This window comes from Hansschlegelia beijingensis (assembly GCF_014196425.1).
GTDB lineage: Bacteria > Pseudomonadota > Alphaproteobacteria > Rhizobiales > Methylopilaceae > Methylopila > Methylopila beijingensis.
This window is the reverse complement of the sequence record NZ_JACIDR010000002.1, coordinates 369,150-390,801: the sequence shown is the minus strand read 5'-3', so window position 1 is coordinate 390,801 and position 21,652 is coordinate 369,150. Positions and strand designations below refer to the sequence as shown.

26 protein-coding genes are annotated in these 21,652 nt (G+C 69.8%); 15 read left to right on the top strand and 11 right to left on the bottom strand.

Annotated elements, in window-relative coordinates:
• Positions 1 to 9 precede the first annotated feature (9 nt).
• Genes GGR24_RS08335 through coaA form a run of 6 tightly spaced genes read left to right on the top strand, consistent with a single transcriptional unit; the run spans position 10 to position 3,958 of the window.
• The gene (locus GGR24_RS08335) at positions 10 to 495 is read left to right on the top strand and encodes a DUF2628 domain-containing protein (RefSeq protein ID WP_183394881.1); all 486 of its coding nucleotides are present in this window, start codon (positions 10 to 12) and stop codon (positions 493 to 495) included.
• Positions 492 to 1,127, top strand: coding sequence for an imidazole glycerol phosphate synthase subunit HisH (hisH, locus tag GGR24_RS08330; RefSeq protein ID WP_183394880.1), 636 nt, complete (start codon positions 492 to 494; stop codon positions 1,125 to 1,127). The genes GGR24_RS08335 and hisH overlap by 4 nt, the downstream gene beginning before the upstream one ends.
• Positions 1,115 to 1,861, top strand: coding sequence for a 1-(5-phosphoribosyl)-5-[(5-phosphoribosylamino)methylideneamino]imidazole-4-carboxamide isomerase (gene hisA, locus GGR24_RS08325; protein ID WP_183394879.1), 747 nt, complete (start codon positions 1,115 to 1,117; stop codon positions 1,859 to 1,861). The genes hisH and hisA overlap by 13 nt, the downstream gene beginning before the upstream one ends.
• A 1-nt stretch (position 1,862) precedes the next feature.
• The gene (gene hisF / locus GGR24_RS08320) at positions 1,863 to 2,645 is read left to right on the top strand and encodes an imidazole glycerol phosphate synthase subunit HisF (protein WP_183394878.1); all 783 of its coding nucleotides are present in this window, start codon (positions 1,863 to 1,865) and stop codon (positions 2,643 to 2,645) included.
• Positions 2,646 to 2,678: 33 nt separating this feature from the next.
• Positions 2,679 to 3,002, top strand: a complete 324-nt coding sequence (locus tag GGR24_RS08315; protein WP_183394877.1) for a phosphoribosyl-ATP diphosphatase — start codon at positions 2,679 to 2,681, stop codon at positions 3,000 to 3,002.
• On the top strand, positions 3,002 to 3,958 hold the full coding sequence (gene coaA / locus GGR24_RS08310; RefSeq protein WP_183394876.1) for a type I pantothenate kinase: 957 nt from the start codon (positions 3,002 to 3,004) through the stop codon (positions 3,956 to 3,958). The genes GGR24_RS08315 and coaA overlap by 1 nt, the downstream gene beginning before the upstream one ends.
• Positions 3,959 to 3,967: 9 nt before the next feature.
• Here the strand turns inward: coaA and dapE are convergent, their stop codons facing one another.
• From dapE to GGR24_RS08295, 3 genes are read right to left on the bottom strand one after another with little or no spacing between them, the layout of a single operon-like run.
• Positions 3,968 to 5,116, bottom strand: coding sequence for a succinyl-diaminopimelate desuccinylase (gene dapE / locus GGR24_RS08305; RefSeq protein ID WP_183394875.1), 1,149 nt, complete (start codon positions 5,114 to 5,116; stop codon positions 3,968 to 3,970).
• A 37-nt stretch (positions 5,117 to 5,153) separates the two neighbouring features.
• The gene (dapD, locus tag GGR24_RS08300; RefSeq protein ID WP_183394874.1) at positions 5,154 to 5,996 is read right to left on the bottom strand and encodes a 2,3,4,5-tetrahydropyridine-2,6-dicarboxylate N-succinyltransferase; all 843 of its coding nucleotides are present in this window, start codon (positions 5,994 to 5,996) and stop codon (positions 5,154 to 5,156) included.
• Between the two features lie 57 nt (positions 5,997 to 6,053).
• Complete coding sequence (locus GGR24_RS08295) at positions 6,054 to 6,479, bottom strand: cytidine deaminase (protein WP_183394873.1); 426 nt, start codon at positions 6,477 to 6,479, stop codon at positions 6,054 to 6,056.
• A 131-nt stretch (positions 6,480 to 6,610) separates the two neighbouring features.
• Between GGR24_RS08295 and GGR24_RS08290 the strand changes: the two genes are divergently transcribed.
• From GGR24_RS08290 to pheT, 6 genes are all read left to right on the top strand, one after another.
• The gene (locus tag GGR24_RS08290; RefSeq protein ID WP_183394872.1) at positions 6,611 to 7,417 is read left to right on the top strand and encodes a TSUP family transporter; all 807 of its coding nucleotides are present in this window, start codon (positions 6,611 to 6,613) and stop codon (positions 7,415 to 7,417) included.
• A 41-nt stretch (positions 7,418 to 7,458) separates the two neighbouring features.
• Positions 7,459 to 7,968 (top strand): hypothetical protein, encoded by a 510-nt coding sequence (locus GGR24_RS08285; RefSeq protein ID WP_183394871.1) that lies wholly within the window; start codon positions 7,459 to 7,461, stop codon positions 7,966 to 7,968.
• A gap of 205 nt (positions 7,969 to 8,173) precedes the next feature.
• Positions 8,174 to 8,371, top strand: a complete 198-nt coding sequence (gene rpmI / locus GGR24_RS08280) for a 50S ribosomal protein L35 (RefSeq protein WP_131003061.1) — start codon at positions 8,174 to 8,176, stop codon at positions 8,369 to 8,371.
• Positions 8,372 to 8,408: 37 nt separating this feature from the next.
• On the top strand, positions 8,409 to 8,768 hold the full coding sequence (rplT, locus tag GGR24_RS08275; protein WP_183394870.1) for a 50S ribosomal protein L20: 360 nt from the start codon (positions 8,409 to 8,411) through the stop codon (positions 8,766 to 8,768).
• 189 nt (positions 8,769 to 8,957) lie between these two features.
• The gene (gene pheS / locus GGR24_RS08270) at positions 8,958 to 10,049 is read left to right on the top strand and encodes a phenylalanine--tRNA ligase subunit alpha (RefSeq protein ID WP_183394869.1); all 1,092 of its coding nucleotides are present in this window, start codon (positions 8,958 to 8,960) and stop codon (positions 10,047 to 10,049) included.
• On the top strand, positions 10,046 to 12,466 hold the full coding sequence (gene pheT / locus GGR24_RS08265; protein ID WP_183394868.1) for a phenylalanine--tRNA ligase subunit beta: 2,421 nt from the start codon (positions 10,046 to 10,048) through the stop codon (positions 12,464 to 12,466). Before pheS ends, pheT begins: the two co-directional genes overlap by 4 nt.
• Positions 12,467 to 12,738: 272 nt before the next feature.
• On the opposite strand, the gene GGR24_RS08260 is transcribed toward pheT, so the two are convergent.
• From GGR24_RS08260 to sdhC, 5 genes are all read right to left on the bottom strand, one after another.
• Entirely contained in the window at positions 12,739 to 12,912 is a 174-nt protein-coding gene (locus GGR24_RS08260) for a hypothetical protein (RefSeq protein WP_183394867.1), read from the bottom strand.
• A 140-nt stretch (positions 12,913 to 13,052) separates the two neighbouring features.
• Positions 13,053 to 13,835 (bottom strand): succinate dehydrogenase iron-sulfur subunit, encoded by a 783-nt coding sequence (locus GGR24_RS08255; protein WP_183394866.1) that lies wholly within the window; start codon positions 13,833 to 13,835, stop codon positions 13,053 to 13,055.
• A gap of 62 nt (positions 13,836 to 13,897) precedes the next feature.
• Positions 13,898 to 15,661 (bottom strand): succinate dehydrogenase flavoprotein subunit, encoded by a 1,764-nt coding sequence (sdhA, locus tag GGR24_RS08250; protein ID WP_210286119.1) that lies wholly within the window; start codon positions 15,659 to 15,661, stop codon positions 13,898 to 13,900.
• Positions 15,662 to 15,742: 81 nt separating this feature from the next.
• Positions 15,743 to 16,117 carry a succinate dehydrogenase, hydrophobic membrane anchor protein gene (gene sdhD, locus GGR24_RS08245; protein ID WP_183394864.1) on the bottom strand — a complete coding sequence of 125 codons (375 nt, stop codon included), beginning with the start codon at positions 16,115 to 16,117 and terminating at the stop codon, positions 15,743 to 15,745.
• Between the two features lie 11 nt (positions 16,118 to 16,128).
• On the bottom strand, positions 16,129 to 16,545 hold the full coding sequence (gene sdhC / locus GGR24_RS08240) for a succinate dehydrogenase, cytochrome b556 subunit (RefSeq protein WP_183394863.1): 417 nt from the start codon (positions 16,543 to 16,545) through the stop codon (positions 16,129 to 16,131).
• 239 nt (positions 16,546 to 16,784) lie between these two features.
• Between sdhC and GGR24_RS08235 the strand changes: the two genes are divergently transcribed.
• Positions 16,785 to 17,516 (top strand): TetR/AcrR family transcriptional regulator, encoded by a 732-nt coding sequence (locus GGR24_RS08235; protein ID WP_183394862.1) that lies wholly within the window; start codon positions 16,785 to 16,787, stop codon positions 17,514 to 17,516.
• A gap of 4 nt (positions 17,517 to 17,520) precedes the next feature.
• On the opposite strand, the gene GGR24_RS08230 is transcribed toward GGR24_RS08235, so the two are convergent.
• Positions 17,521 to 18,564 carry a MaoC family dehydratase gene (locus GGR24_RS08230; protein ID WP_183394861.1) on the bottom strand — a complete coding sequence of 348 codons (1,044 nt, stop codon included), beginning with the start codon at positions 18,562 to 18,564 and terminating at the stop codon, positions 17,521 to 17,523.
• A gap of 208 nt (positions 18,565 to 18,772) precedes the next feature.
• On the opposite strand from GGR24_RS08230, the gene GGR24_RS08225 reads away from it, so the two are divergent.
• A complete protein-coding gene (locus GGR24_RS08225) occupies positions 18,773 to 19,522 on the top strand; it encodes a hypothetical protein (protein ID WP_183394860.1) in 750 nt (249 codons plus the stop codon).
• On the opposite strand, the gene GGR24_RS08220 is transcribed toward GGR24_RS08225, so the two are convergent.
• Positions 19,503 to 19,709 carry a DUF1737 domain-containing protein gene (locus GGR24_RS08220; protein ID WP_183394859.1) on the bottom strand — a complete coding sequence of 69 codons (207 nt, stop codon included), beginning with the start codon at positions 19,707 to 19,709 and terminating at the stop codon, positions 19,503 to 19,505. The genes GGR24_RS08225 and GGR24_RS08220 overlap by 20 nt on opposite strands.
• Before the next feature lie 7 nt (positions 19,710 to 19,716).
• Entirely contained in the window at positions 19,717 to 20,748 is a 1,032-nt protein-coding gene (locus GGR24_RS08215; RefSeq protein ID WP_183394858.1) for an aspartate-semialdehyde dehydrogenase, read from the bottom strand.
• A 169-nt stretch (positions 20,749 to 20,917) separates the two neighbouring features.
• Between GGR24_RS08215 and GGR24_RS08210 the strand changes: the two genes are divergently transcribed.
• Positions 20,918 to 21,208 (top strand): hypothetical protein, encoded by a 291-nt coding sequence (locus GGR24_RS08210; RefSeq protein ID WP_183394857.1) that lies wholly within the window; start codon positions 20,918 to 20,920, stop codon positions 21,206 to 21,208.
• Positions 21,209 to 21,652 lie beyond the last annotated feature (444 nt).

The following is a 21,652-nucleotide window of genomic DNA, read 5'->3' as shown; positions in this document are numbered from 1 at the left end:
GTTTTCGGAATGCGGAACTGGCTGATCTATGAACCGCCGGGCGGCGTGCGGCCGACGCTTGAGGGCGTCGAGGCGTTCGTCACCGTCCGGGAGGGCTTCTCCAAATTCGCGTTCCTGGTCCCGCTGGTCTGGCTCGTCTGGCGCAGGTGCTGGGCGGCCCTCGTGATCTACGTGCTGGTCGAGATCGCCCTCGCCTTCATCGTCCGATGGGCGGGCGTCGGACCCGGCGGGACGATCGTGCTCGCCTTCCTGCCGAATCTGGCGGTGGGCCTGGAAGCCGCATGGCTGCGCGCGCGTTCCCTCGAGCGGCGCGGCTACCGGCTCGCAGGGTCCGCCCTCGCCCGCACCCAGGAGGAGGCGGAAGCGCACTTCTTCCAGGAGTGGCTCGGCGAGACGGCGCATGAGCGCGCGACCCCGCCGCGTGACGCCGGCGGCTACCGGCCGCATCCCTCCATGGTCCTTGGGCTCTTCCCGCAGCCGGGCGGCGCGCGGTGACGACCGCCATCGTCGACTACGGAGCCGGCAATCTCCGCTCGGTGGAGAAGGCCCTGGAGCGCGCAGGCGCGCGCGACATCCGGATCACCAGCGATCCTGAGGCGATCGCCGGCGCCGACCGCATCGTCCTGCCCGGCGACGGGGCCTTCCCGGACTGCCGCGCTGCGCTCGGCGACGTGTCGGGGCTGGGAGACGCCCTGCATGAGGCGGTGAAGGTCCGGGGGCGTCCTTTCCTCGGCATCTGTATCGGCATGCAGATGCTCGCCACCGAAGGCGAGGAGTACCGGCCGACGCCGGGCCTCGGCTGGATTCCCGGCCGGGTGATGCGGATCGAGCCGGGCGAAGCCGATCTGAAGGTCCCGCATATGGGCTGGAACACGCTAGAGGCGCGCCGGCCGCATCCGCTGCTCGACGGCCTCGCGCTTGGGCCGCAGGGCCTGCACGCCTATTTCCTGCACGCCTACCACCTTGTTCCCGACGATCCTGCGGACGTGGTGGCTACGGCGTCCTATGGCGGTCCGGTGACCGCTCTGGTCGCGCGCGACAATGTCGCTGGCGTCCAGTTCCATCCCGAGAAGAGCCAGCGCCTCGGCCTGGCCCTGCTCGAAGCATTTCTGCGGTGGCGTCCGTGATCCTTTATCCTGCGATCGATCTGAAGGGCGGCTCCGTGGTGCGCCTCAAGGAAGGCGACATGGAGCGGGCCACCGTCTACGGCCGCGATCCCGGCCAGCAGGCGCGCGCCTTCGCCGAGATTGGCTTCTCCTGGGTGCATGTCGTCGACCTCGACGGCGCTTTCGCCGGCGCGAGCGTCAACGCCGCGGCGGTGGACGCGATCCTGGACGCGGTGGAACTCCCCGTGCAGCTCGGCGGCGGCATCCGCGACATGAAGGCCGTGGAGGCCTGGCTGAACCGCGGCGTGCGGCGGGTGATTCTGGGCACCGCCGCGGTCCGCAATCCGGACTTCGTGAAACAGGCCGCGAAGGCGCATCCGGGCCGGGTCGCGGTCGGGATCGACGCCCGTGACGGCCGGGTCGCGGTTCAGGGCTGGGCCGAAGTCTCGGACATGACCGCGCTCGACCTGGCGCGTCGCTTCGAGGACGCGGGCGTCGCCGCGATCATCTACACCGACATCGCGCGCGACGGTCTGCTCAAGGGTCTGAACCTCGAGTCAACCCGCGAGCTCGCGGCCGCCGTCACGATCCCGGTGATCGCCTCCGGCGGCCTCGCCGACATCGAGGACGTGCGCAGGCTGCTCGCCCCCGAGAACGCGGCCATCGCGGGCGCGATCACCGGCCGCGCGCTCTACGACGGCCGCCTCGACGGCCGCGAGGCCCTCGCCTTCGTCAAGGCGGCGGGAGCGGCGTGACATGCTGAAGGTCCGCGTCATCCCCTGCCTCGACGTCAAGGACGGCCGGGTCGTGAAGGGCGTGCGGTTCGTCGACCTGCGCGACGCCGGCGATCCGGTCGAGGCCGCGATCGCCTATGACGCGGCGGGCGCAGACGAGCTCTGCTTCCTCGACATCACCGCGAGCCATGAGGAGCGGGCGATCCTGCTCGACGTCGTGGCCCGCACAGCCGAGAACTGCTTCATGCCGGTGACGGTCGGCGGCGGCGTGCGCTCGGTCGCGGACGTGCGGGCGCTGATGCTCGCCGGGGCCGACAAGGTGTCGATCATGTCGGCGGCGGTGAACGACCGCGCGGTCGTGGCGCGCGCGGCGGAAAAGTTCGGATCGCAGGCGATCACGGTCGCGGTCGACGCCAAGAAGGTCTCCGGGCCCGACGAGGCCGACCGCTGGGAGGTCTTCACCCATGGCGGCCGGCGGCCGACCGGGCTCGACGCCGTGGCCTATGCGGCGGAGGTCGCAAGCCTCGGGGCCGGCGAGATTCTTCTGACCTCGATGGACCGCGACGGCACCCGTGACGGTTACGATCTGGCGCTCACCCGCGCCGTCGCGGACGCGGTGCCGGTGCCGGTGGTCGCCTCCGGAGGCGTCGGCTCGCTCGACCATCTGGTGGAAGGCGTAAGGGACGGAGGCGCCAGCGCGGTGCTGGCGGCCTCGATCTTCCATTTCGGCGAGCACACCATCGGCGAGGCGAAAGCCCGCATGGCCGCCGCAGGTCTGCCGGTCCGGCTCGATCCGGGCGTCTGACAGCGCCGGGCCGCAAGCAGAAGAGGCTGCCGCATGACAGGCTTCACCCTCGAGGATCTCGAACGCATCGTGGGGACGCGCGCCTCGGCCGCGGCCACCGATTCCTACACGCGCGCCCTTGTCGACGCAGGACCGGCGCGCTGCGCCAAGAAGCTGGGGGAGGAGGGCGTCGAGGCGGCGCTCGCGACGGTCGCCGGCACGAAGGTCGAACTCGCCTCCGAGGCCGCCGACGTGCTCTACCACCTGCTGGTGGCGCTCAAGGTCCGCGGCGTCACCCTTGCCGAGGTGATGCGCGTGCTTGAACAGCGTACCGGGCAGTCAGGTCTGGCGGAGAAGGCGTCCCGGAAGGAGCCCTGATGGACGACGCGCCGCGCCTCGGGAGCCCTTCGCCCTACGCGACCTTCCGGCGCCGTGACTGGGCCGCCCTGCGCGCCGACACGCCGATGACGCTCGACGACGCCGACATCGATCGGCTCGCCTCCGTCGGCGATCCGATCGACATGGACGAGGTCGAGGAGATCTATCTCCCGATCTCGCGTCTGCTGGCGTTCTATGTCGCGGCCCGCCAGGAGCTGTACCGCGCCACCCAGCGCTTCCTCGGCCACAGCGAGACCCGCGTGCCCTTCCTGGTGGCGGTCGCGGGCTCCGTTGCGGTCGGCAAGTCGACCACCGCGCGCGTGCTGCGCGCGCTGCTGGCGCGCTGGCCCGACATGCCGAAGGTCGATCTCGTCACCACAGACGGCTTCCTGCTGCCCAACGCGATCCTGGCCCGGGAGAACCTGATGGGCCGCAAGGGATTTCCGGAGAGCTACGACGTCCAGGGCCTGCTGCGCTTCGTCTCCGACATCAAGGCCGGCAAGCCGCGCGTGACCGCCCCGGTGTACAGCCACCTCGTCTATGACGTGGTGCCGGGCGAGGAGACCGTGATCGAGAAGCCGGACATCGTCATTCTGGAGGGGCTCAACGTTCTCCAGGTCGGCGACAAGCCGAGGAACGGCCGGGTCCAGCCATTCGTCTCCGACTTTATCGACTTCGGCATCTATCTCGACGCCGACGAGGCGCTGCTGCGGCGCTGGTACGTCGAGCGCTTCATGCGCCTGCGCGAAACGGCGTTCCGCGATCCGCAGTCCTACTTCCGCAAATATGCGCAGGTTTCGCAGGAAGAGGCGCTCGAGACGGCCGAGACGCTGTGGAGCGACATCAACCTTCCGAACCTGCGCGAGAACATCCGCCCCACGCGGCCCCGCGCGGATCTCATCCTGATGAAGGGCGAGAGCCACCGCATCGAAGAGGTGCGGCTCCGCAAGATCTGAGGGCCGCCGTCAGAGCGTCTCCGCCCGGGCCAGAACGTTCTCGTAGATGCGGGTCAGCCGCTCGAGATCCGCGACCGCCACGCGCTCGTCCACCTGGTGCATGGTGCGGCCGACGAGGCCGAACTCCACCACCGGGCAGTAGGACTTGATGAAGCGCGCGTCCGACGTGCCGCCGCTGGTCGAAAGCTCCGGGCGGCGACCGGTCTCGGCCTCGATCGCCGCCGACACCAGCTCGACGAACGCACCCGGAGGGGTCAGGAAGGCGTCCCCGCTGGGCGGCTCGAAAGCGAGCTGGTAGGCGGCCGGGCCGATCGCGGCGTCGAGCCGGGCGGCGATGAGCGCCATCAGCTCCTGCGCCGTGTGGCGGTCGTTGTAGCGGATGTTGAACCTGACCCGGACCTCTCCGGGGATGACGTTGAAGGCGCCCGCGCCGCTTTCCAGCCCCACGATCTCGAGGTTCGACGGCTGGAAGCGCTCGGCGCCATGGTCCAGCGGCTCGTCCAGCAGCGCCGCAAGCGCCTCGGGCAGCTTTCGGATGGGGTTGTCGGCGAGCTGCGGGTAGGCGACGTGGCCCTGGACGCCGCGGATCGTGAAAGTTCCCGACAGGCTGCCGCGGCGGCCGACTTTCACGGCGTCTCCGAGGGCCTCCGGATTGGTCGGCTCGCCCAGCAGGCAGGCCGAGAAGCGCTCGCCGCGCCCCGCCGCCCATTCGAGCAGCGCCCTGGTGCCGTTGACCGCAGGTCCTTCCTCGTCGCCGGTGATCAGGAAAACCACCGGCGTCCGGAGATCGGGCCGGCGCGCCACGGCCGCGACCATGCAGGCGATCGCGCCCTTCATGTCGACCGCTCCGCGGCCGAAGAGCTCGCCGTCGACGACCTCGCCCGAAAACGGCCCGCGGCTCCAGCGTCCGGCGTCGCCGGGCGGCACCACGTCGGTGTGGCCGGCGAACACGAAGGCGTCGCCCTCGCCCCTGCGCGCGAAGAGGTTCTCCACGTCGGGCGTCCCGTCGGCGGAGAACACCGGGCGGTGAACCTCGAACCCGAGCGGCCGGAGCAGGCCTTCAAGCAGCGCGAGCGCGCCGCCTTCCTCGGGCGTGACGCTCGGGCAGGCGATCAGCGCCTGCGCGACGGCGACGGGATCGCGAGGATCGAGGCTCATCGCGGTCATCCTCGTGGTGGCGGGCGGCGCGCCCTCTTCAGTCTCTGAGCAGCTCGTTGATGCCGGTCTTGGAGCGGGTCTTTTCGTCGACCCGCTTGACGATCACGGCGCAGGACAGCGCCGGCCCCGGCGAGCCGTCCTTCAGCGGCTTGCCGGGCAGCGCGCCCGGAACCACGACAGAGTATTCAGGCACCTCTCCGACGAAAACCTCGCCGGTGGCGCGATCGACGATCTTGGTCGAGGCGCCGAGGAAGACGCCCATCGAAAGCACGGAGCCCTTCCGGACGATCACGCCTTCGGCGACCTCCGAGCGCGCCCCGATGAAGCAGTTGTCCTCGATGATCACCGGACCGGCCTGCAGCGGCTCCAGCACCCCGCCGATGCCGACGCCGCCGGAGATGTGGCAGTCCTTGCCGATCTGCGCGCAGGAGCCAATCGTCACCCAGGTGTCGACCATGGTGCCGCTGTCCACATAGGCGCCCACGTTCACGAAGGACGGCATCAGCACCACGCCCGGCGCCACATAGGCCGAGCGCCGCACGATCGAGCCCGGCACGGCCCTGAAGCCCGCCTGCCTGAAGCGGGCCTCGTCCCAGCCGTCGAACTTCGAGGCGACCTTGTCCCACCAGGCGGCCTGGCCGGGTCCGCCGGGGATGCGCTCCATGTCGTTCAGGCGGAACGACAGCAGCACGGCCTTCTTGAGCCACTGGCGCACCGTCCATTCGCCGTTCTCGGACGTCGCCACGCGCAGTTCGCCGGCGTCCATCGCGGCGAGCGCGGCCTCGACGGCGTCGCGTTCCGGGCCGGTGGTCGACGGACCGATTTCGGCGCGGCGCTCCCAGGCGGCCTCGATGACGGAGGCGAGATCGGCGTGGCTCATGGGCGCATACTCCTGACGTGCGGGCGCGGGACGTTTGCGGTCCCGCGGAGGAGCTTGTCAATCACGGGCGGCGGCTTCGGGCAGATTGGCCGGACCGAAGCTCTCCGGCAGCAGCTCGCCAAGCGTGAAGCGGGCCCGTACGCCCTCCGGCCCCGCGACGAGGACGGGCGCGGCCGGTTCGGCGAATTCCCGGATGCGCTGCCGGCAGGCGCCGCAGGGCGTGCAGAGCGCCTCGCCGCCGGCCATGACGACGATCGCCAGGATCTTGCGGCCCCCTGAGGCGGCCAGCGCCGAGATCGCCCCGGCCTCGGCGCAGACCCCCACCGGATAGGCGGCGTTCTCGACGTTGCAGCCGGCGTGGATCGAGCCGTCCGCGGCCAGCAGGGCGGCGCCGACCGCAAACCCCGAATAGGGCGCATAGGCGCGGTCGCGAGCGAGCGAGGCCGCGTCGAACAACGCCCCGATAACCTCTTCGTCGATCATTCCGCCTCCGGCCGCAGCAACGGGCCAACGGTAGCGCGCGCCGCGCAGAGCGACAGCGACAATCTCCCCTACCTGACGCCGGGGTTCGCCGGTGCTATCAGCAATGCCTCCCGCCTCGGCCCCGGTCCCGGATGTCGATCCCGCCCGAAACCCTGCTCCTGTTCGCGCTTTCGGGCGTCGTCTCCGGCACTGTCGACGCCATCGCAGGCGGCGGGGGGCTGATCGCGCTCCCCGTGCTGATCCTCGGCGGCCTCGACCCTGCGGCCGCGGTCGCCACCAACAAGCTGCAGGGCACGCTCGGAACCGCGACCGCCACCACCCGGTTCGCGCGCGCCGGCCTGCTCGACTTCCGCGCCGCCGAGACCTGGGGGCTCGCGGCGTCGTCCTTCGCCGGCTCCATCCTTGGCGCGCTCTGCATCGCCTTCGCGCCGATCGACGTGATGCGGGTGGGGCTGCCTTTCCTGCTGATCGCGGTCGCGCTGTATTTCGCCTTCGGCCCCCGGATGTCGGACATCGACGTGTCCGCCCGTCTGTCGCCGCGCGCTTTCGCGCTATGCGCGGCCTTCCCCATCGGGTTCTACGACGGTCTGTTCGGCCCCGGCGCCGGATCCTTCTTCATGATCGCGATCGTGGCTCTTGCGGGCCTCGGCGCCCTTCGCGCCGTGGCGCGGACCAAGCTCCTCAACCTCGCCTCCAACGTCGCGAGCCTGCTCGTCTTCCTGGCCGCTGGCGCCATCGTCTGGTCGGCGGGACTGGCGATGGCGGCCGGCGCCTTCGTGGGCGCGCGCCTCGGCTCGGCGCTGGCGCTGAAGCATGGCGTCACCCTCGTGAAGCCCCTGCTGGTCGTCGTCGCGCTTGCCCTCGCGCTCAGGCTGATGTTGGATTCGAGCCACCCGGTCGGGGCGGCCCTCGGCGCCATGCTCGGCGCGTCCTCCTGAACCGACGGCCGCAGGTGGCCGAAAGGAAGGCGTCACATCCCGTGAAGACCCTTCGACCAGGCTTCCAGATCATCGTCGGCCTCGCAGGCATCCTGCTCGCCGCGCCGGCCGGCGCGGCCCAGACCGGGGGCTGCGGCGCTTTCGCTTGGCCGATCGCGGCCGACCTCGAACTGCTCGCGCAGCCGCGCTGGGTGAAGAGCGGCGCGACCGCCGACGTCGCAGGCCCGGTCGGATTTCGCCTCGAGCTGAAGGAGGACGCCTCGGCGGATTTCGTCCTTCCGCCGCAGCGGCGGTCTGCGCCCCGATCGCAGGGCGGGACGCTGCGCTTCGAGGCGCGGCCCGGCGTCTATCAGATCACCCTGACCGAAACCGCCTGGACCGATCTGGTGCAGGGCGGGCAGGCGCTTCAGCCGACCGAGTTCTCCGGCGTCACGGATTGCGAGGGCGCGCGCAAGACGCTGCGTTACGAGCTTTCGGCCGGTCCGGCGACGCTGCAGATCAGCAATGCGCCCGGGCGCAGCATCGGCCTCGCGCTGACGCCGCCCAGATAGCCGCCGGAGAGAGGCGGCTGCGCGCTCTCGACCGTTGCAAATCGGCGGGCTGCGGCCTATAAGCCCCGCTTCCGCGCGGGCCCGGCCAGTATGGGCTGCCGTGGCGCGCCCCATGCTCGAGGCTTTGCGCCTGATTTCTCCGTCTCCGGTTCGCTGGCGGCGGCGCGATCGTTCAGCGAGGCCTCTCCTCACTTCGGAGAGCGAAATGCCCAAGATCAAGTCGAAGTCGGCGGCGAAGAAACGCTTCCGCTTCACCGGGACCGGCAAGGTCATCTCTGCCCAGGCTGGCAAGCGCCACGGCATGATCAAGCGCACCAACAAGCAGATCCGCAATCAGCGGGGCACCACCATCCTGACGCCGCAGGACGCGCGGATCGTCAGGACGTTCCTGCCCTACGGCTGACGCTGCTTCCCGCCACAGACGCTTGAGAGATTAGACCATGGCTCGCGTGAAACGGGGCGTTACGTCCCACGCAAAACACAAGAAGACCCTCGCCGCCGCGAAGGGCTTCTACGGCCGCCGCAAGAACACGATCCGCGCCGCCAAGGCGGCCGTCGATCGGTCGATGCAGTACGCCTACCGGGACCGCAAGAACAAGAAGCGGACCTTCCGGGCGCTCTGGATCCAGCGCATCAACGCCGCCGTGCGCGAGCACGGCCTGACCTATTCGCGCTTCATCGACGGCCTCTCCAGGGCCGGCATCGAGATGGACCGCCGGACGATGTCGGAGCTCGCGATCGCCGAGCCGGCCGCGTTCGCCGCGCTCGCCGAGAAGGCGAAGGCCGCGCTTCCGGCGTGAGGCCCTGAGGCCGGCTCCGCGCCGGCCTTCCCCCATAGAGCTCGTCATCCTCCGGCTCGTCCGGAGGATCCATCTCAGGCGTAGAGCTCCGGACCCGACATGGGTCCTCCGGTCGGACCGGAGGACGACGCCGCGGGTGGAGGCGCCGTTGTCGCGAACACGGCGCCGTATCGGGATCCGGCGCCCTCCATGTCCGACATCGACAGCCTGAACTCCCTCGAAGCCGAAATCCTTGCGTCTGTCGGCGCGGCGTCCGACGAGGCCGCGCTCGAAGCCGTGCGCGTCGCGGCGCTCGGCAAGAAGGGCTCCGTCTCCGAGAAGATGAAGACGCTCGGCGGCATGGACCCCGAGCAGCGCAAGACCGTGGGCCCGGCGCTGAACGCGCTGCGCGACCGCGTCGCCGCCGCCATCGCGGAGAAGAAGACGGCGCTCGCGGACGCCGCGCTCGAGGCGCGGCTCGCCGCCGAAACGCTCGACGTCTCGCTCCCGGTGCGCGAGAGCCCGCTCGAGACCGGCCGCATCCATCCGGTCAGCCAGGTCACCGACGAGCTCGTGGCGATCTTCTCCGCGATGGGGTTCTCGGTCGCCGAAGGTCCGGACATCGAGACCGACGATCTCAACTTCACCAAGCTGAACTTCCCCGTCGGGCATCCGGCGCGCGAGATGCACGACACCTTCTTCCTGCCGGAGAAGGAGAACGGCGAACGTCTGCTGCTGCGGACGCACACCAGCCCGGTGCAGATCCGCACGATGCAGTCCCAGGAGCCGCCGATCCGGGTGATCTGCCCCGGCCGCACCTACCGCTTCGACATGGACCAGACGCACACGCCGATGTTCCATCAGGTCGAGGGGCTGGTGATCGACCGCGGCGCCCATCTCGGCCACCTGAAGTGGGTTCTGGAGGAGTTCCTCAAGACCTTCTTCGAGGTGCCGTCGGTCGAGCTGCGCTTCCGCCCGTCCTTCTTCCCCTTCACCGAACCCTCGATGGAAGTCGACGTCCGCTGCCGCAAGCTGCCGAACGAGATCCGCATCGGCGAGGGCGACGACTGGCTCGAGATTCTCGGTTGCGGCATGGTGCACCCCAACGTGCTCAGGAACTGTGGTCTCGACCCTGACGTCTGGCAGGGCTTCGCCTGGGGCATCGGCATCGACCGCATCGCGATGCTGAAATACGGCATGCCCGATCTGCGCGACCTGTTCGGCGCCGACGCCCGCTGGCTCTCGCATTACGGGTTCCGTGCGCTCGACTTCCCGACGCTCGCGGGAGGGCTGTCGTCGTGAAGTTCTCCCTCTCCTGGCTGAAAGAGCACCTTGGCGGCGACGCTGACCTCAAGACGGTCACCGACACGCTGACGCGCGTCGGGCTCGAGGTCGAGGACGTCGAGGACAAGGCGGGCGATCTGTCGGCCTTCATCGTCGGCCACATCCTGGAGGCCAGGCGGCACCCGAACGCCGACAAGCTCCAGGTCTGCATGGTCGACGTCGGCAAGGGCGCGCCGTTGCAGGTGGTGTGCGGCGCTCCGAACGCGCGGCAGGGCCTCAAGGTGGTGTTCGCCGCGCCCGGCACGGTGATCCCGGCGAGCGGCGTCAAGCTCGGCGCGTCCGAGATCCGCGGCGTCGCCTCGGGCGGCATGCTGTGCTCCTCGCGCGAGCTCGGCCTCGGCGACGACCATGACGGCATCATGGAGCTGCCCGAGAACGCGCCGGTCGGCCGACCCTTCGCGCCCATGGTGGGGCTGGACGATCCGGTGATCGAGATCGCCGTCACGCCGAACCGGCCGGACTGCCTCGGCGTCCACGGCGTCGCGCGTGACCTCGCGGCCGCCGAGATCGGCGAACTGCGCGACCCCGTCATCAAGCCGGTCGCGGGCGCCTTCCCGTGCCCGACCGCTGTGCGCTTCGATTTCGGCGACGCGGAGCCGCTGTCGCCGTTCTTCGCCCTACGCCTGGTGCGCGGGGTCCGGAACGGCCAGTCGCCCGAGTGGTTGCGCCGACGCCTCAAGGCGATCGGCCAGAAGCCTATCAACGCGCTGGTGGACGTCACCAACTACATGACGTTCGACCGCAACCGGCCGCTGCACGTGTTCGACGCCGCCAAGGTGAAGGGCGACCTCGTGGTGCGCCGTGGCCGCCGCGGCGAAAGCTTCCTCGCGCTCGACGGCAAGACCTATGCGGTCGACGAGACGATGTGCGTCATCGCCGACGACAACGGCGTGCAGTCGCTCGCGGGCGTCATCGGCGGCGCCGCCACCGGCTGTGACCAGGACACGACCGACGTCCTGATCGAGAGCGCCCTCTGGGACCCGCTCAACATCGCCCGCACCGGCCGCGCGCTGAACGTCAATTCCGACGCCCGCTACCGCTTCGAGCGCGGCGTCGATCCGGCCTTCGCGCTGCCCGGCCTCGAGCTCGCGACCCAGCTTGTGCTGGAGTTCTGCGGCGGAGAGGCCTCCGAGATCGTCTCGGCCGGCGCCGTTCCCGAGCGGAACCTGATCATCGACTTCCCCGTCTCCGAGGTGCGACGGCTCGCCGGTCTCGATCTCGCTCCGGCGGAGATCAAGGCGACGCTCAGCATGCTGGGCTTCTGGGTCACCGGCCAGGGGGACCGCCTCAAGGTCGCCGTTCCGAGCTGGCGGCCCGACGTCGAGGGCAAGGCTGACCTGGTCGAGGAGGTCGTGCGGATCATCGGGCTCGACCGCGTGGCCGCGACGCCGCTGCCGGCGGGCGCCAGCGTTTCGGGCGCAAGGCTCAGCCTGATCCAGCGCCGCGCGCGCAACGCCCGGCGCACGCTTGCGGCCCGCGGCCTGGTCGAGGCCGTGACGTGGTCCTTCGTGTCGCGCAAGGAGGCGGAAGCCTTCGGGGGCGGCAGGGCGGAGCTCGCGCTCGCCAATCCCATCTCGGCGGACCTCTCGGACATGCGGCCGAGCCTGCTGCCGGCCCTGATCGCGGCGGCGCAGCGCAACGCCGACCGCGGCGTCGGAGACGTGGCGCTGTTCGAGGTCGGCCAGACCTTCCTGGGCGACCGTCCCGAGGACCAGCGCATGTCGGCGGCCGGCGTCCGCCGCGGGACCGCGAAGGCGCGCGGCGCCGGCAGGCATTGGGGCGAGGCGACGCTGCCCGTCGACGCGTTCGACGCCAAGGGCGACGCGCTTGCGGCGCTCGCGGCGCTCGGCGTGTCTCCCACGGCGGTCCAGATCGCGCAGGGCGCGGCGCCGGCCTGGTTCCACCCGGGCCGCTCGGCAGCCTTGCAGCTGGGGCCAAAGGTCGTTCTCGGCGCTTTCGGTGAGCTCCACCCGCGCGCTCTTCAGGCCCTTGGCGCTTCAGGACCGCTGGTCGGCTTCGAGCTCATCCTTGACGCGCTTCCGCAGCCGAAGGCGAAGCCGACGCGCGCCAAGCCGCCCTTCGAGGGCTCGGCGCTGCAGCCGCTTTCGCGCGACTTCGCCTTCCTCGCCGACCGCGACACGCCAGCCGCCGAGCTGATCCGCGCCGCCCAGGCCGCGGACCGCAAGCTCGTCACGCGGGTCGATCTGTTCGATCGCTACGAGGGACCGGGGGTGCCGGAGGGCAAGGTCTCGCTCGCGCTCGCGGTCACCCTGCAGCCGCGCGAGAAGACGCTGACCGACGCCGAGATCGAAGCGGTCGCGGAGCGCATCGTGGCGCAGGTCGCCAAGGCCACCGGCGCGACGCTTCGCGGCTGAGACGAGCAGGGCCAGAGTCCTGAGGCGCGGCCCGAGAGTATTCGGGCGATCGACGAGGCGCGTCGCTGAGTCTCCGGCGCCGTCGTGCCCGGCGGCTCAGAGTCGAATCACGATTCGTTCCATGAAGAACGAATCGCGGACGAATCGCTGATTCCCGATTCGTTCGCATCTCGACTCGGCGCGGGCCTCATACTGCAAGGCATTGTTAACCACGGTCTTTGAAAGACTCCGGTCCGGGCGAGATGAACGCCCGGGCCGGACGAGGTCAAAGCTCACTCGGCGGCCAGCATCAGCCCGAGTTCCGACGCTTTGGCGTGGACGTCGGATTGCGACCTGCGCAGGCGCATGGCGATCAGGGCGGCCGGCGCCTTTTCCCGCGCGAGCTCCTGCAGCTGCTGCACGTTTTCGAGCGTCCAGGGATGATCCTGCTCGACGGAGTCGTTCATTGCACCCTCCCTTGCCCATGTGGACCACAGGGAGCTAAGGGCGCGCCCGCAGCGCGTCGACCGGTAGGCACGCCTAAATTATCGGCGCACGCGCGGGCGAGGCCGACCAGCGGGGCGGGTCTCGTCCGGCTCCAGGCTGCTCAGAACTGCCGCGCGACCATCAGCTGCTTGATCTGCGCGATCGCCTTCGCGGGGTTCAGGCCCTTCGGACAGGTCTTGGCGCAGTTCATGATGGTGTGGCAGCGGTAGAGGCGGAACGGGTCCTCGAGCTCGTCCAGGCGTTGGCCGGTGCGCTCGTCGCGGCTGTCGACCAGCCAGCGATAGGCCTGCAGCAGCGCCGCGGGGCCCAGATAGCGGTCGCCGTTCCACCAGTAGCTCGGGCACGACGTGGTGCAGCAGGCGCACAGGATGCACTCGTAAAGGCCGTCGAGCTTCGCCCGGTCCTCGCGCGACTGCCGCCACTCGGCGCCCGGCTCGCGGGTGTCGGTCTTGAGCCAGGGCTCGATCGAGGCGTGCTGGGCGTAGAACTGGGTGAGGTCGGGGACGAGGTCCTTGACCACCGGCATGTGCGGCAGCGGGTAGATCTTGACGATCTTGCCGCCTGCGCAGTCGTCCATGCCCTTGGTGCATGCGAGCGTGTTGGTCCCGTCGATGTTCATCGCGCAGGAGCCGCAGATGCCCTCACGGCAGGAGCGCCGGAAGGTCAGCGTCGAGTCGACGTTCGACTTGATCCAGATGAGGCCGTCCAGAACCATCGGGCCGCAGTCGTCCCGGTCGACCCAGAAGGTGTCGACGCGCGGGTTCATGCCGTCGTCCGGGTTCCAGCGATAGACCTTGAACGGCGTGACGTTCTTGGCCTGAGGCTTCGGCCAGGTCTTGCCTTCGGTGATCCGCGAATTCTTCGGGAGGGTGAGCTGGACCATGTTCCTTCAGGCCCCGACCGGGATCGGAGCGCCTCTCGATGCGCCGGCCGACGCGGACGCGCTCAATAAACCCGCGCCTTCGGCTCGATGTACTGGATGTCGTTCGTCATCGTGTAGGTATGCACGGGCCGGTAGTCGATCGAGACCTCACGGGTCTCCATGTCGGCCCAGGCCAGCGTATGCTTCATCCACTGCTTGTCGTCGCGGTCCGGGAAGTCCTCGCGGGCGTGGGCGCCGCGGCTTTCCTGACGGTTCGCGGCGCTCTCCATCGTCACGACGGCCTGCGCGATCAGATTGTCGAATTCCAGCGTCTCGATCAGGTCCGAGTTCCAGATCAGCGAGCGGTCCGTGATGCCGACGTCGTCGGAGCCGGACCAGACGTCGTGGATCAGGCCGCGGCCTTCCTCCAGCACCTCGCCGGTGCGGAAGACGGCGCAGTTCGACTGCATCACCTTCTGCATCTTCAGGCGGAGCTGGGCCGTCGGCGTGCCGCCGGAGGCGTGCCGCAGCCGGTCCAGCCGGGCGAGCGCGGGGTCCGACGCCCCGCGCGGCAGCTCCGGATGCCGGCTGTTCGGCTCGACCAGCTCGGCGCAGCGGTCGGCCGTCGCGCGGCCGAACACCACGAGGTCGATCAGCGAGTTGGAGCCAAGCCGGTTCGCGCCGTGCACCGACACGCAGGCCGCCTCGCCGATCGCCATCAGGCCCTGCACCACCGAATCCGGATCGCCGTCGACCTTGGTCAGCACCTCGCCGTGGAAGTTCGTCGGGATGCCGCCCATGTTGTAGTGCACCGTCGGCAGCACCGGGATCGGCTCCCGCGTCAGGTCCACGCCGGCGAAGATCTGGGCGCTCTCGGAGATGCCCGGCAGCCGCTCGTGCAGGATCGCGGGATCGAGGTGGTCGAGGTGCAGGTAGATGTGGTCCTTGTTCTTGCCGACCCCACGGCCTTCGCGGATCTCGATGGTCATCGAGCGCGAGACCACGTCGCGTGAGGCGAGGTCCTTGGCCGACGGCGCGTAGCGCTCCATGAAGCGCTCGCCCTCGGAATTGGTCAGGTAGCCGCCTTCGCCGCGCGCGCCTTCGGTGATCAGGCAGCCCGCGCCATAGATGCCGGTCGGGTGGAACTGCACGAACTCCATGTCCTGCAGCGGCAGGCCGGCGCGCAGCACCATGGCGTTGCCGTCGCCCGTGCAGGTGTGGGCGGAGGTCGCGGAGAAGTAGGCGCGGCCGTAGCCGCCGGTCGCCAGAATCGTGCGCTTCGCCTGGAAGCGGTGCAGCGTCCCGTCATCCATCCTGAGGGCCACGACGCCGACGCAGGCGCCTTCCTCGTCCATCATCAGGTCGATCGCGAAGTACTCGATGAAGAACTGCGCGTTCGCCTTCAGAGCCGCGCCGTAAAGCGTGTGCAGGATGGCGTGGCCGGTGCGGTCGGCGGCCGCGCAGGTGCGCTGCGCGGTGCCCTTGCCGTAATGGGTCGTCATGCCGCCGAACGGCCGCTGGTAGATCTTGCCGTCCTCGGTGCGCGAGAACGGCACGCCCCAGTGCTCGAGCTCGTAGACGGCGGCCGGCGCGTTGCGGACGAGGTACTCGATCGCGTCCTGGTCCCCGAGCCAGTCGGAGCCCTTGACGGTGTCGTACATGTGGAAGCGCCAGTCGTCCTCGCCCATGTTGCCGAGCGCGGCCGAGATGCCGCCCTGCGCGGCCACCGTGTGGCTGCGCGTCGGAAACACCTTGGTGATGCAGCCGGTCTTGAGCCCCGCCTCCGAGCAGCCGACGACGGCCCGCAGGCCGGCGCCGCCGGCGCCCACCACCAGAACGTCGAACATGTGGTCGGTGAACGGATAGGCGCGGCCGTTCACGGCCGGCGCGGCGACATTCCTGAAGGAGCTTGCGGGTCCGGCCACGGCTCAGACCCCGAAACTGATCTTGAGCAGCGCGAACACGCTGGCGAGCCCGACAGCCACGGCGAAGAAGCTGTTCGCCATGATGGCGATCGGCTTCAGCAGCTCGTCATGCACGTAATCCTCGATGATGACCTGCATGCCGATGCGCATGTGGAAGGTCACCGAGAGGGTGAGGAGCAGCATCGGGATCGCGATCCAGGGCGAGCCGAGCATCGCGGTCGCGCCCGCGTGGCTCGACCCGGACAGGGCGACCACGACGGCCACGAAGAGGAGCGTCAGCGGGAGGTTCGCCACCGCGGTCATGCGCTGCATCCAGAAATGCTCGGTGCCGGCCTTCGCGGCGCCGAGTCCGCGGACGTGGCCGAGGGGCGTCCTCATGAGCGTCTCCTTCAGCCTGCGCCGCCGCGGACCAGGTAGCCGACCGTCCAGATCAACAGCGTCAGCGCGACCGAGCCGCCGAGCGTCAGCCGATAGAGCAGTTCGCGCTCCCGGGGCTCGAAGCCGTGGCCGGTGTCCCAGATCAGGTGCCGCACGCCGCCGAGCGCATGATGGATAAGCGCCCAGGTGTAGAAAAACAGGACCAGCAGACCGGGTATCGACCCGTAGATCCCCTGGACGGTGGCGAACGCGGAAGGTCCCGAGGCCGCCGCGACCAGCCAGATCGCGATCAGAGCGGTTCCGAAGTAAAGCGCGCCTCCGGTGATGCGATGCACGATCGACATCATCATCGACAGCATCGGCCGATAGATCTGCAGATGCGGAGACAGCGGCCGGGCCCCCGTAGGAGCCGCTTTCGGCGAGTCCATCTGTTTTGGACCTTCTCGAAGTGCGCGGACAGCAACTAACCGATGGTGCGGCGCAGCGCAACGCTCCCGCCTCGGCGCAGAGGGCCTCTTTGGTAGAAGGCGAATCGCCGGCGCGCCCCACGAAAGGAAAATTTCATCGGACCTGCGTCATAGTGTCGCTAAGGGGCGGCCCTAACTGTTACGCCGGTTCGACTTCCTTTCTCTTCAAGCTGCGGGCGCACTCGGACGCGGGAGTAGACATGACGGTCACGGCGATCATGGGCCGCGACGAACCGGCTGCCCGGCCCCGGGCCGCACGGCTCGCCGGCGACGTGCGACGGGCGCAGATCATCGCGGCCGCCTGTCAGTTCTTCGCAGAAAACGGCTTCAGCGGACCGACCCGCGACCTGGCCGCCTCGATCGGGGTGACGCAGGCGCTGCTTTACCGCTATTTCGGCAGCAAGAACGAGCTGATCGACGCCGTGTTCGTCGAGGTGTTCCAGGAGCACTGGAGCGTCGGCGCGCTCGAGCGTTTCGAGGAGTCGGCCGGCGCGCCCATGGTGGACCGCGTCGCGGAGGTCTACGGCCACATGCTGCCGCGCATGACGCCGACCGCCACCCGTCTGTTCTTCCGCGCCGGGCTCGACGCCTATCCGGAGCCGATCCACCTCAGCGCGAGGAAGAGCCTGCCGCTCTGGACCGCCATGCTGGCCGAGTGGCGCCGGGAGGAGGGCCTCCCGACGCTGGCCGGCAAGCCGATGCTGGAGGGCGAGCGCATGCTGATGATCGCCCTGCAGAACGCGATGACCATGATCCGGGTGCGCGAGCATGTCTTCCGCACGCCGCGCTGGCTCAGCGACGCCGACGAGATCCGGCAGATCGCGGAGACGCAGGATGCGGGGGTCCGCGCCGTGCTCCGCCGGCTGCATTCGGGGGACGGCAGCGAACGACGCCGCGCCCCGGCCAGCGATCCCGCGCTGGAGGCAGCCTGAGCCGCTAGCGCGGGATCAGGAGCCAGAGATCCAGATCGAGCACCACCGCCGGATGATCCTTCCCGTCCGGCGTGGCGCGCGGGAAATCCGTCGGCGGGCAGTCCTTCAGGCCGGTGACGCGCACCCGCAAGGCCCCGACGTCGTCGCGGCCCGGAAGGGGCTGCTTGTCGACGATCTCGGACCAGGCGTAGAGCGTGTCTCCGGCGAAGATCGGCGCGACGTGCCGGCCGCCATTGACGCCGGCGATGTGAAACGCGTTCTCCAGGCCGTTGAAGCTCAGGCTCCGGGCCAGGCTGATGACGTGGCCGCCATAGACCAGCCGGCGGCCCAGCTTGCTGTTCTTCTGCGCGTAGCCGTCGAAATGCACCCGGGCCGTGTTCTGCCACAGCCGGGTCGCGAGCTGGTGCTCGGCCTCTTCGATCGTCATGCCGTCGACATGGTCGATCTTCTCGCCGACCGCGTAGTCGTCGAAGCGCCGCGCGCCGCCCGCCTGGACGTCGTCCCACGCGGCGCGGTCGATGCGCGGGCACGCCCCGCCGAGCTCTGACGGATCGACCGCGCTCGGGAGGGTCGGGACGACGGGCTCCGGCAGCGGCCGGCCGCCCTGCACGCGGACCAGAACCCAGCGGACATATTCCAGCACCGGCGCGCCGTCGGCGCGGGCGCCCCTCGTGCGGACCCAGACGACGCCCGCGTCCCCCTTGGACGTCGGCCGCACGCCGATCACCTCCGAGGTCGAGACGAGCGTGTCGCCCGGAAACACCGGCGCCAGGAAGCGGCCGGCGGCGTAGCCCAGATTGGCGAAGGCGTTCAGCGACACGTCCGGGACGGTCTTGCCGAACACCACATGGAAGGCGATCAGGTCGTCGACCGGGCTGCGCGGATAACCGACCGCCTGCGCGAACGCGTCGGAGGACTGCACCACGAAGCGGTTGCCGTAGAGCGCCTGGTTGAGCGCGACGTCGCCGACCGTGACGGTCCGCGGGGTGGCGTGCCTGATCACGTCGCCGACCACGAAGTCCTCGAAGAAACGACCTGCTCCGGCCATGCCCCGCTCCGTCCTGGTTGCGGCGCGGTATGTGGCACGGCCCGTCCGTCGAGGCGACATCGACATTCGTCGTCGCAACTGCCTTTCCGGACGGTGAAGAGGATCGGGCGATTGCGACCCGTTCGCTTCACGCGGCTTTCAAGCCGGGTGCGCCAATGTCTGCCGACCGGCGGGGAGCCGCCGTTCGACGACACAATGAGGATGCGAGATGGCGCGCGACGCAGCAGAACGGCCCGTACCGACCGGGGCGCAGTCGCCGATCGCCGCCCTGGCGCGTCTGGCGCTCGCCCATGAGCGGGCCGGCCGGTACCGCGACGCCTGGGCGGCCTGGGAAGAATTGCGGTCCTCCCACCCGGAGCGCTCCGACTGGAACGCCCCGCTCGCCGCGAGCTATCTGCGGTTCGCGCTGGAGTGGACCGCCGACGCCGAGGAGGGCTCGCTGCGCGAGGCCGAGGAGGCGCTGGTGCGCGGCGTCGCGATCCTGACCGTGGATCTCGCCGCCCAGTCCGACGACGTGGCGCGGCTGATGCTGGTGGCCCGCGCCTGCGAGCAGCGCTGCATCCTGCGCGCCTTCGGGGAGGGCTGGACCCGCTCGGTCCGGGACGCTCTCGACGCCGGCGCTCCGGTCAGCGCGACCGGCGACCGGCGGCAGGTGTCGGCGGCCGGCGCCGCCGCGACCGTGGCGCTCGACCTCGTGGCGATCTCGGCGCCGTCGCTCGCGCCGCTCGCGCCCGAACTCGCCCAGAGCTGCCTGCGGCTCGCCGCCACTCTTCAGGCGGTGGGGTCGCAGACCCAGGCCAAGGAGCTGCTGCTGCGCGCCGAGACCGTGCTGCGCGGCCCGCGGCCCGCGCCCTCGCGGCCGAAGCTGGTCGCGATCGACGGGGACCTTCAGGAGGGCGACGACAGGACCCCGCCGCGCCGGCCGGCCCTGTCGATCGTCACCAGTCTGACAGCTTGATCTCGTCCGACCATTCCACGCCGACGATCTCCTTGGTGATCGCCTGGCCGCAGATCACCGTCTTCTTCTCCGGATCGTAGGTCAGGGTCGGATCGCCCTGCAGCGTCCAGCCCTTGTTGATCGCGTCCGAGACGCGCCGGCAGAACGCGGCGTCGTCCGGACCGGTGAGCAGACGGTAGAGCTTCATCGCGCCCTCACGCCGCCTGCTTGAGCAGGCCGCGATTGGCGAGGCATTCGGCGATCTGGACCGCGTTGAGCGCCGCGCCCTTGCGCAGATTGTCCGAGACGATCCACATCGCCAGCCCGTTGTCGACCGTCGGATCCTCGCGGATGCGGCTGACGAAGGTCGCGAAATCGCCGACGCACTCGACCGGGGTCACGTAGCCGCCGGGCTCGCGCTTGTCGACGACCAGCAGCCCCGGCGCCTCGCGCAGGATGTCCCGGGCCTCGTCGGCCGAGAGCGGGTTCTCGAACTCGATGTTCACGGCCTCGGAATGGCCGACGAACACCGGCACGCGCACGGCGGTCGCGGTCAGCTTGATCTTCGGGTCGAGGATCTTCTTGGTCTCCGCGACCATCTTCCATTCCTCCTTCGTGTAGCCGTCCTCCATGAAGACGTCGATGTGAGGAATGACGTTGAACGCGATCTGCTTCGGGAACTTGCCGCCTTCGTGCTCGGGCGCCTGGTTCACGTAGATGCCCTTGGTCTGGTTCCAGAGCTCGTCCATCGCGTCCTTGCCGGCGCCCGAGACCGACTGGTAGGTCGAGACCACGACGCGCTTGATCTTGGCCGCGTCGTGCAGCGGCTTGAGCGCCACCACGAGCTGGGCGGTCGAGCAGTTCGGATTGGCGATGATGCCCTTCTTGGCGTAGCCGCCGACCGCGTCGGCGTTGACCTCGGGCACCACCAGCGGCACGTCCGGGTCCATGCGCCAGACCGAGGAATTGTCGATCACGATCGCGCCCTGGGCGGCGATCTTCGGCGACCATTCCTTGGAGATCGCGCCGCCGGCCGACATCAGGCAGATGTCGGTCTTCGAGAAGTCGAACATCTCGAGCGTCTGGCACTTCAGGGTGCGGTCGCCGAAGGACACTTCCGTGCCCTGGCTGCGGCGCGAGGCGAGCGCGACGATCTCGTCGACCGGGAACTCCCGCTCGTCGAGGATGCTCAGCATTTCGCGGCCCACATTGCCCGTGGCGCCCACGACGGCGATCCGATAACCCATTTTCCGCTCCATGGGCCGCGCGCCGGCGGCCCCTCACTTCCGCAGCGTCAAGCCGCGGGGTTCCAATGCCGCGAAACGCGGGAGAATTCAACGGCGGCCGGCGACGCGCCGCAACCAAATCGCCTCGACCGCGTTCAGGGATTGTGGCACTCAGGCGCCGGAGCCAGACATGTCCTTTCCCCTGACGCGTTCATTCATCTTCGCCGCGGCGATCGCAGCGGTCCCGCTGATCGCGTCCTTCGCGTCGGCCGAGCCCTGGGAGCCCGCCCGCGACGGCGGCGTGTCCGTCACGATCACCCGGCAGCCGAGCTATCTGAACACCCGGACCACGCCGGACAGCCCGCCCTCCGCCGCCAAATACAACACGTCCGCTGTCTATCAGCCGACCTACCAGGCCCGGAACAGCATCAGCTTCAGCCGCTCGCCGCTGCCCTCGAGCCTCGACCTCCCCGGCTACTGAGCCGGCTCGACCTCTCCCCTATCTCGTGACGGCGTCCGCCGGCGTCAACCGCTCGGCCGGGTGCGAAGCTCAGCCTCTTCTTCTCCCTCCTCACGCTTGGCGCGGGGAGGGCGGCTCTTCGCGCAGCGAAGGGTCGGGTGGGGTCTTCGGGCGTAGAGCTCCGTCCTGAGACCACCCCACCCGGCCGGCTGCGCCGTCCACCCTCCCCTCTGCGAGGGAGGGAAAGAGCGCCCTTCGTCCGAGGCGCGACGCCTCTTCTCCCTCCTCGCGCGCAGCGCGGGGAGGGTGGCCCTTCGCGCAGCGAAGGGTCGGGTGGGGCTCTTGGGCGTAGCGCTCTGTCCTGAGAACACCCCACCCGGCCGGCTGCGCCGTCCACCCTCCCCTCTGCGAGGGAGGGAAAGAGCGCCCTTCGTCCGAGGCGCGACGCCTCCCCTCCCTCCTCAC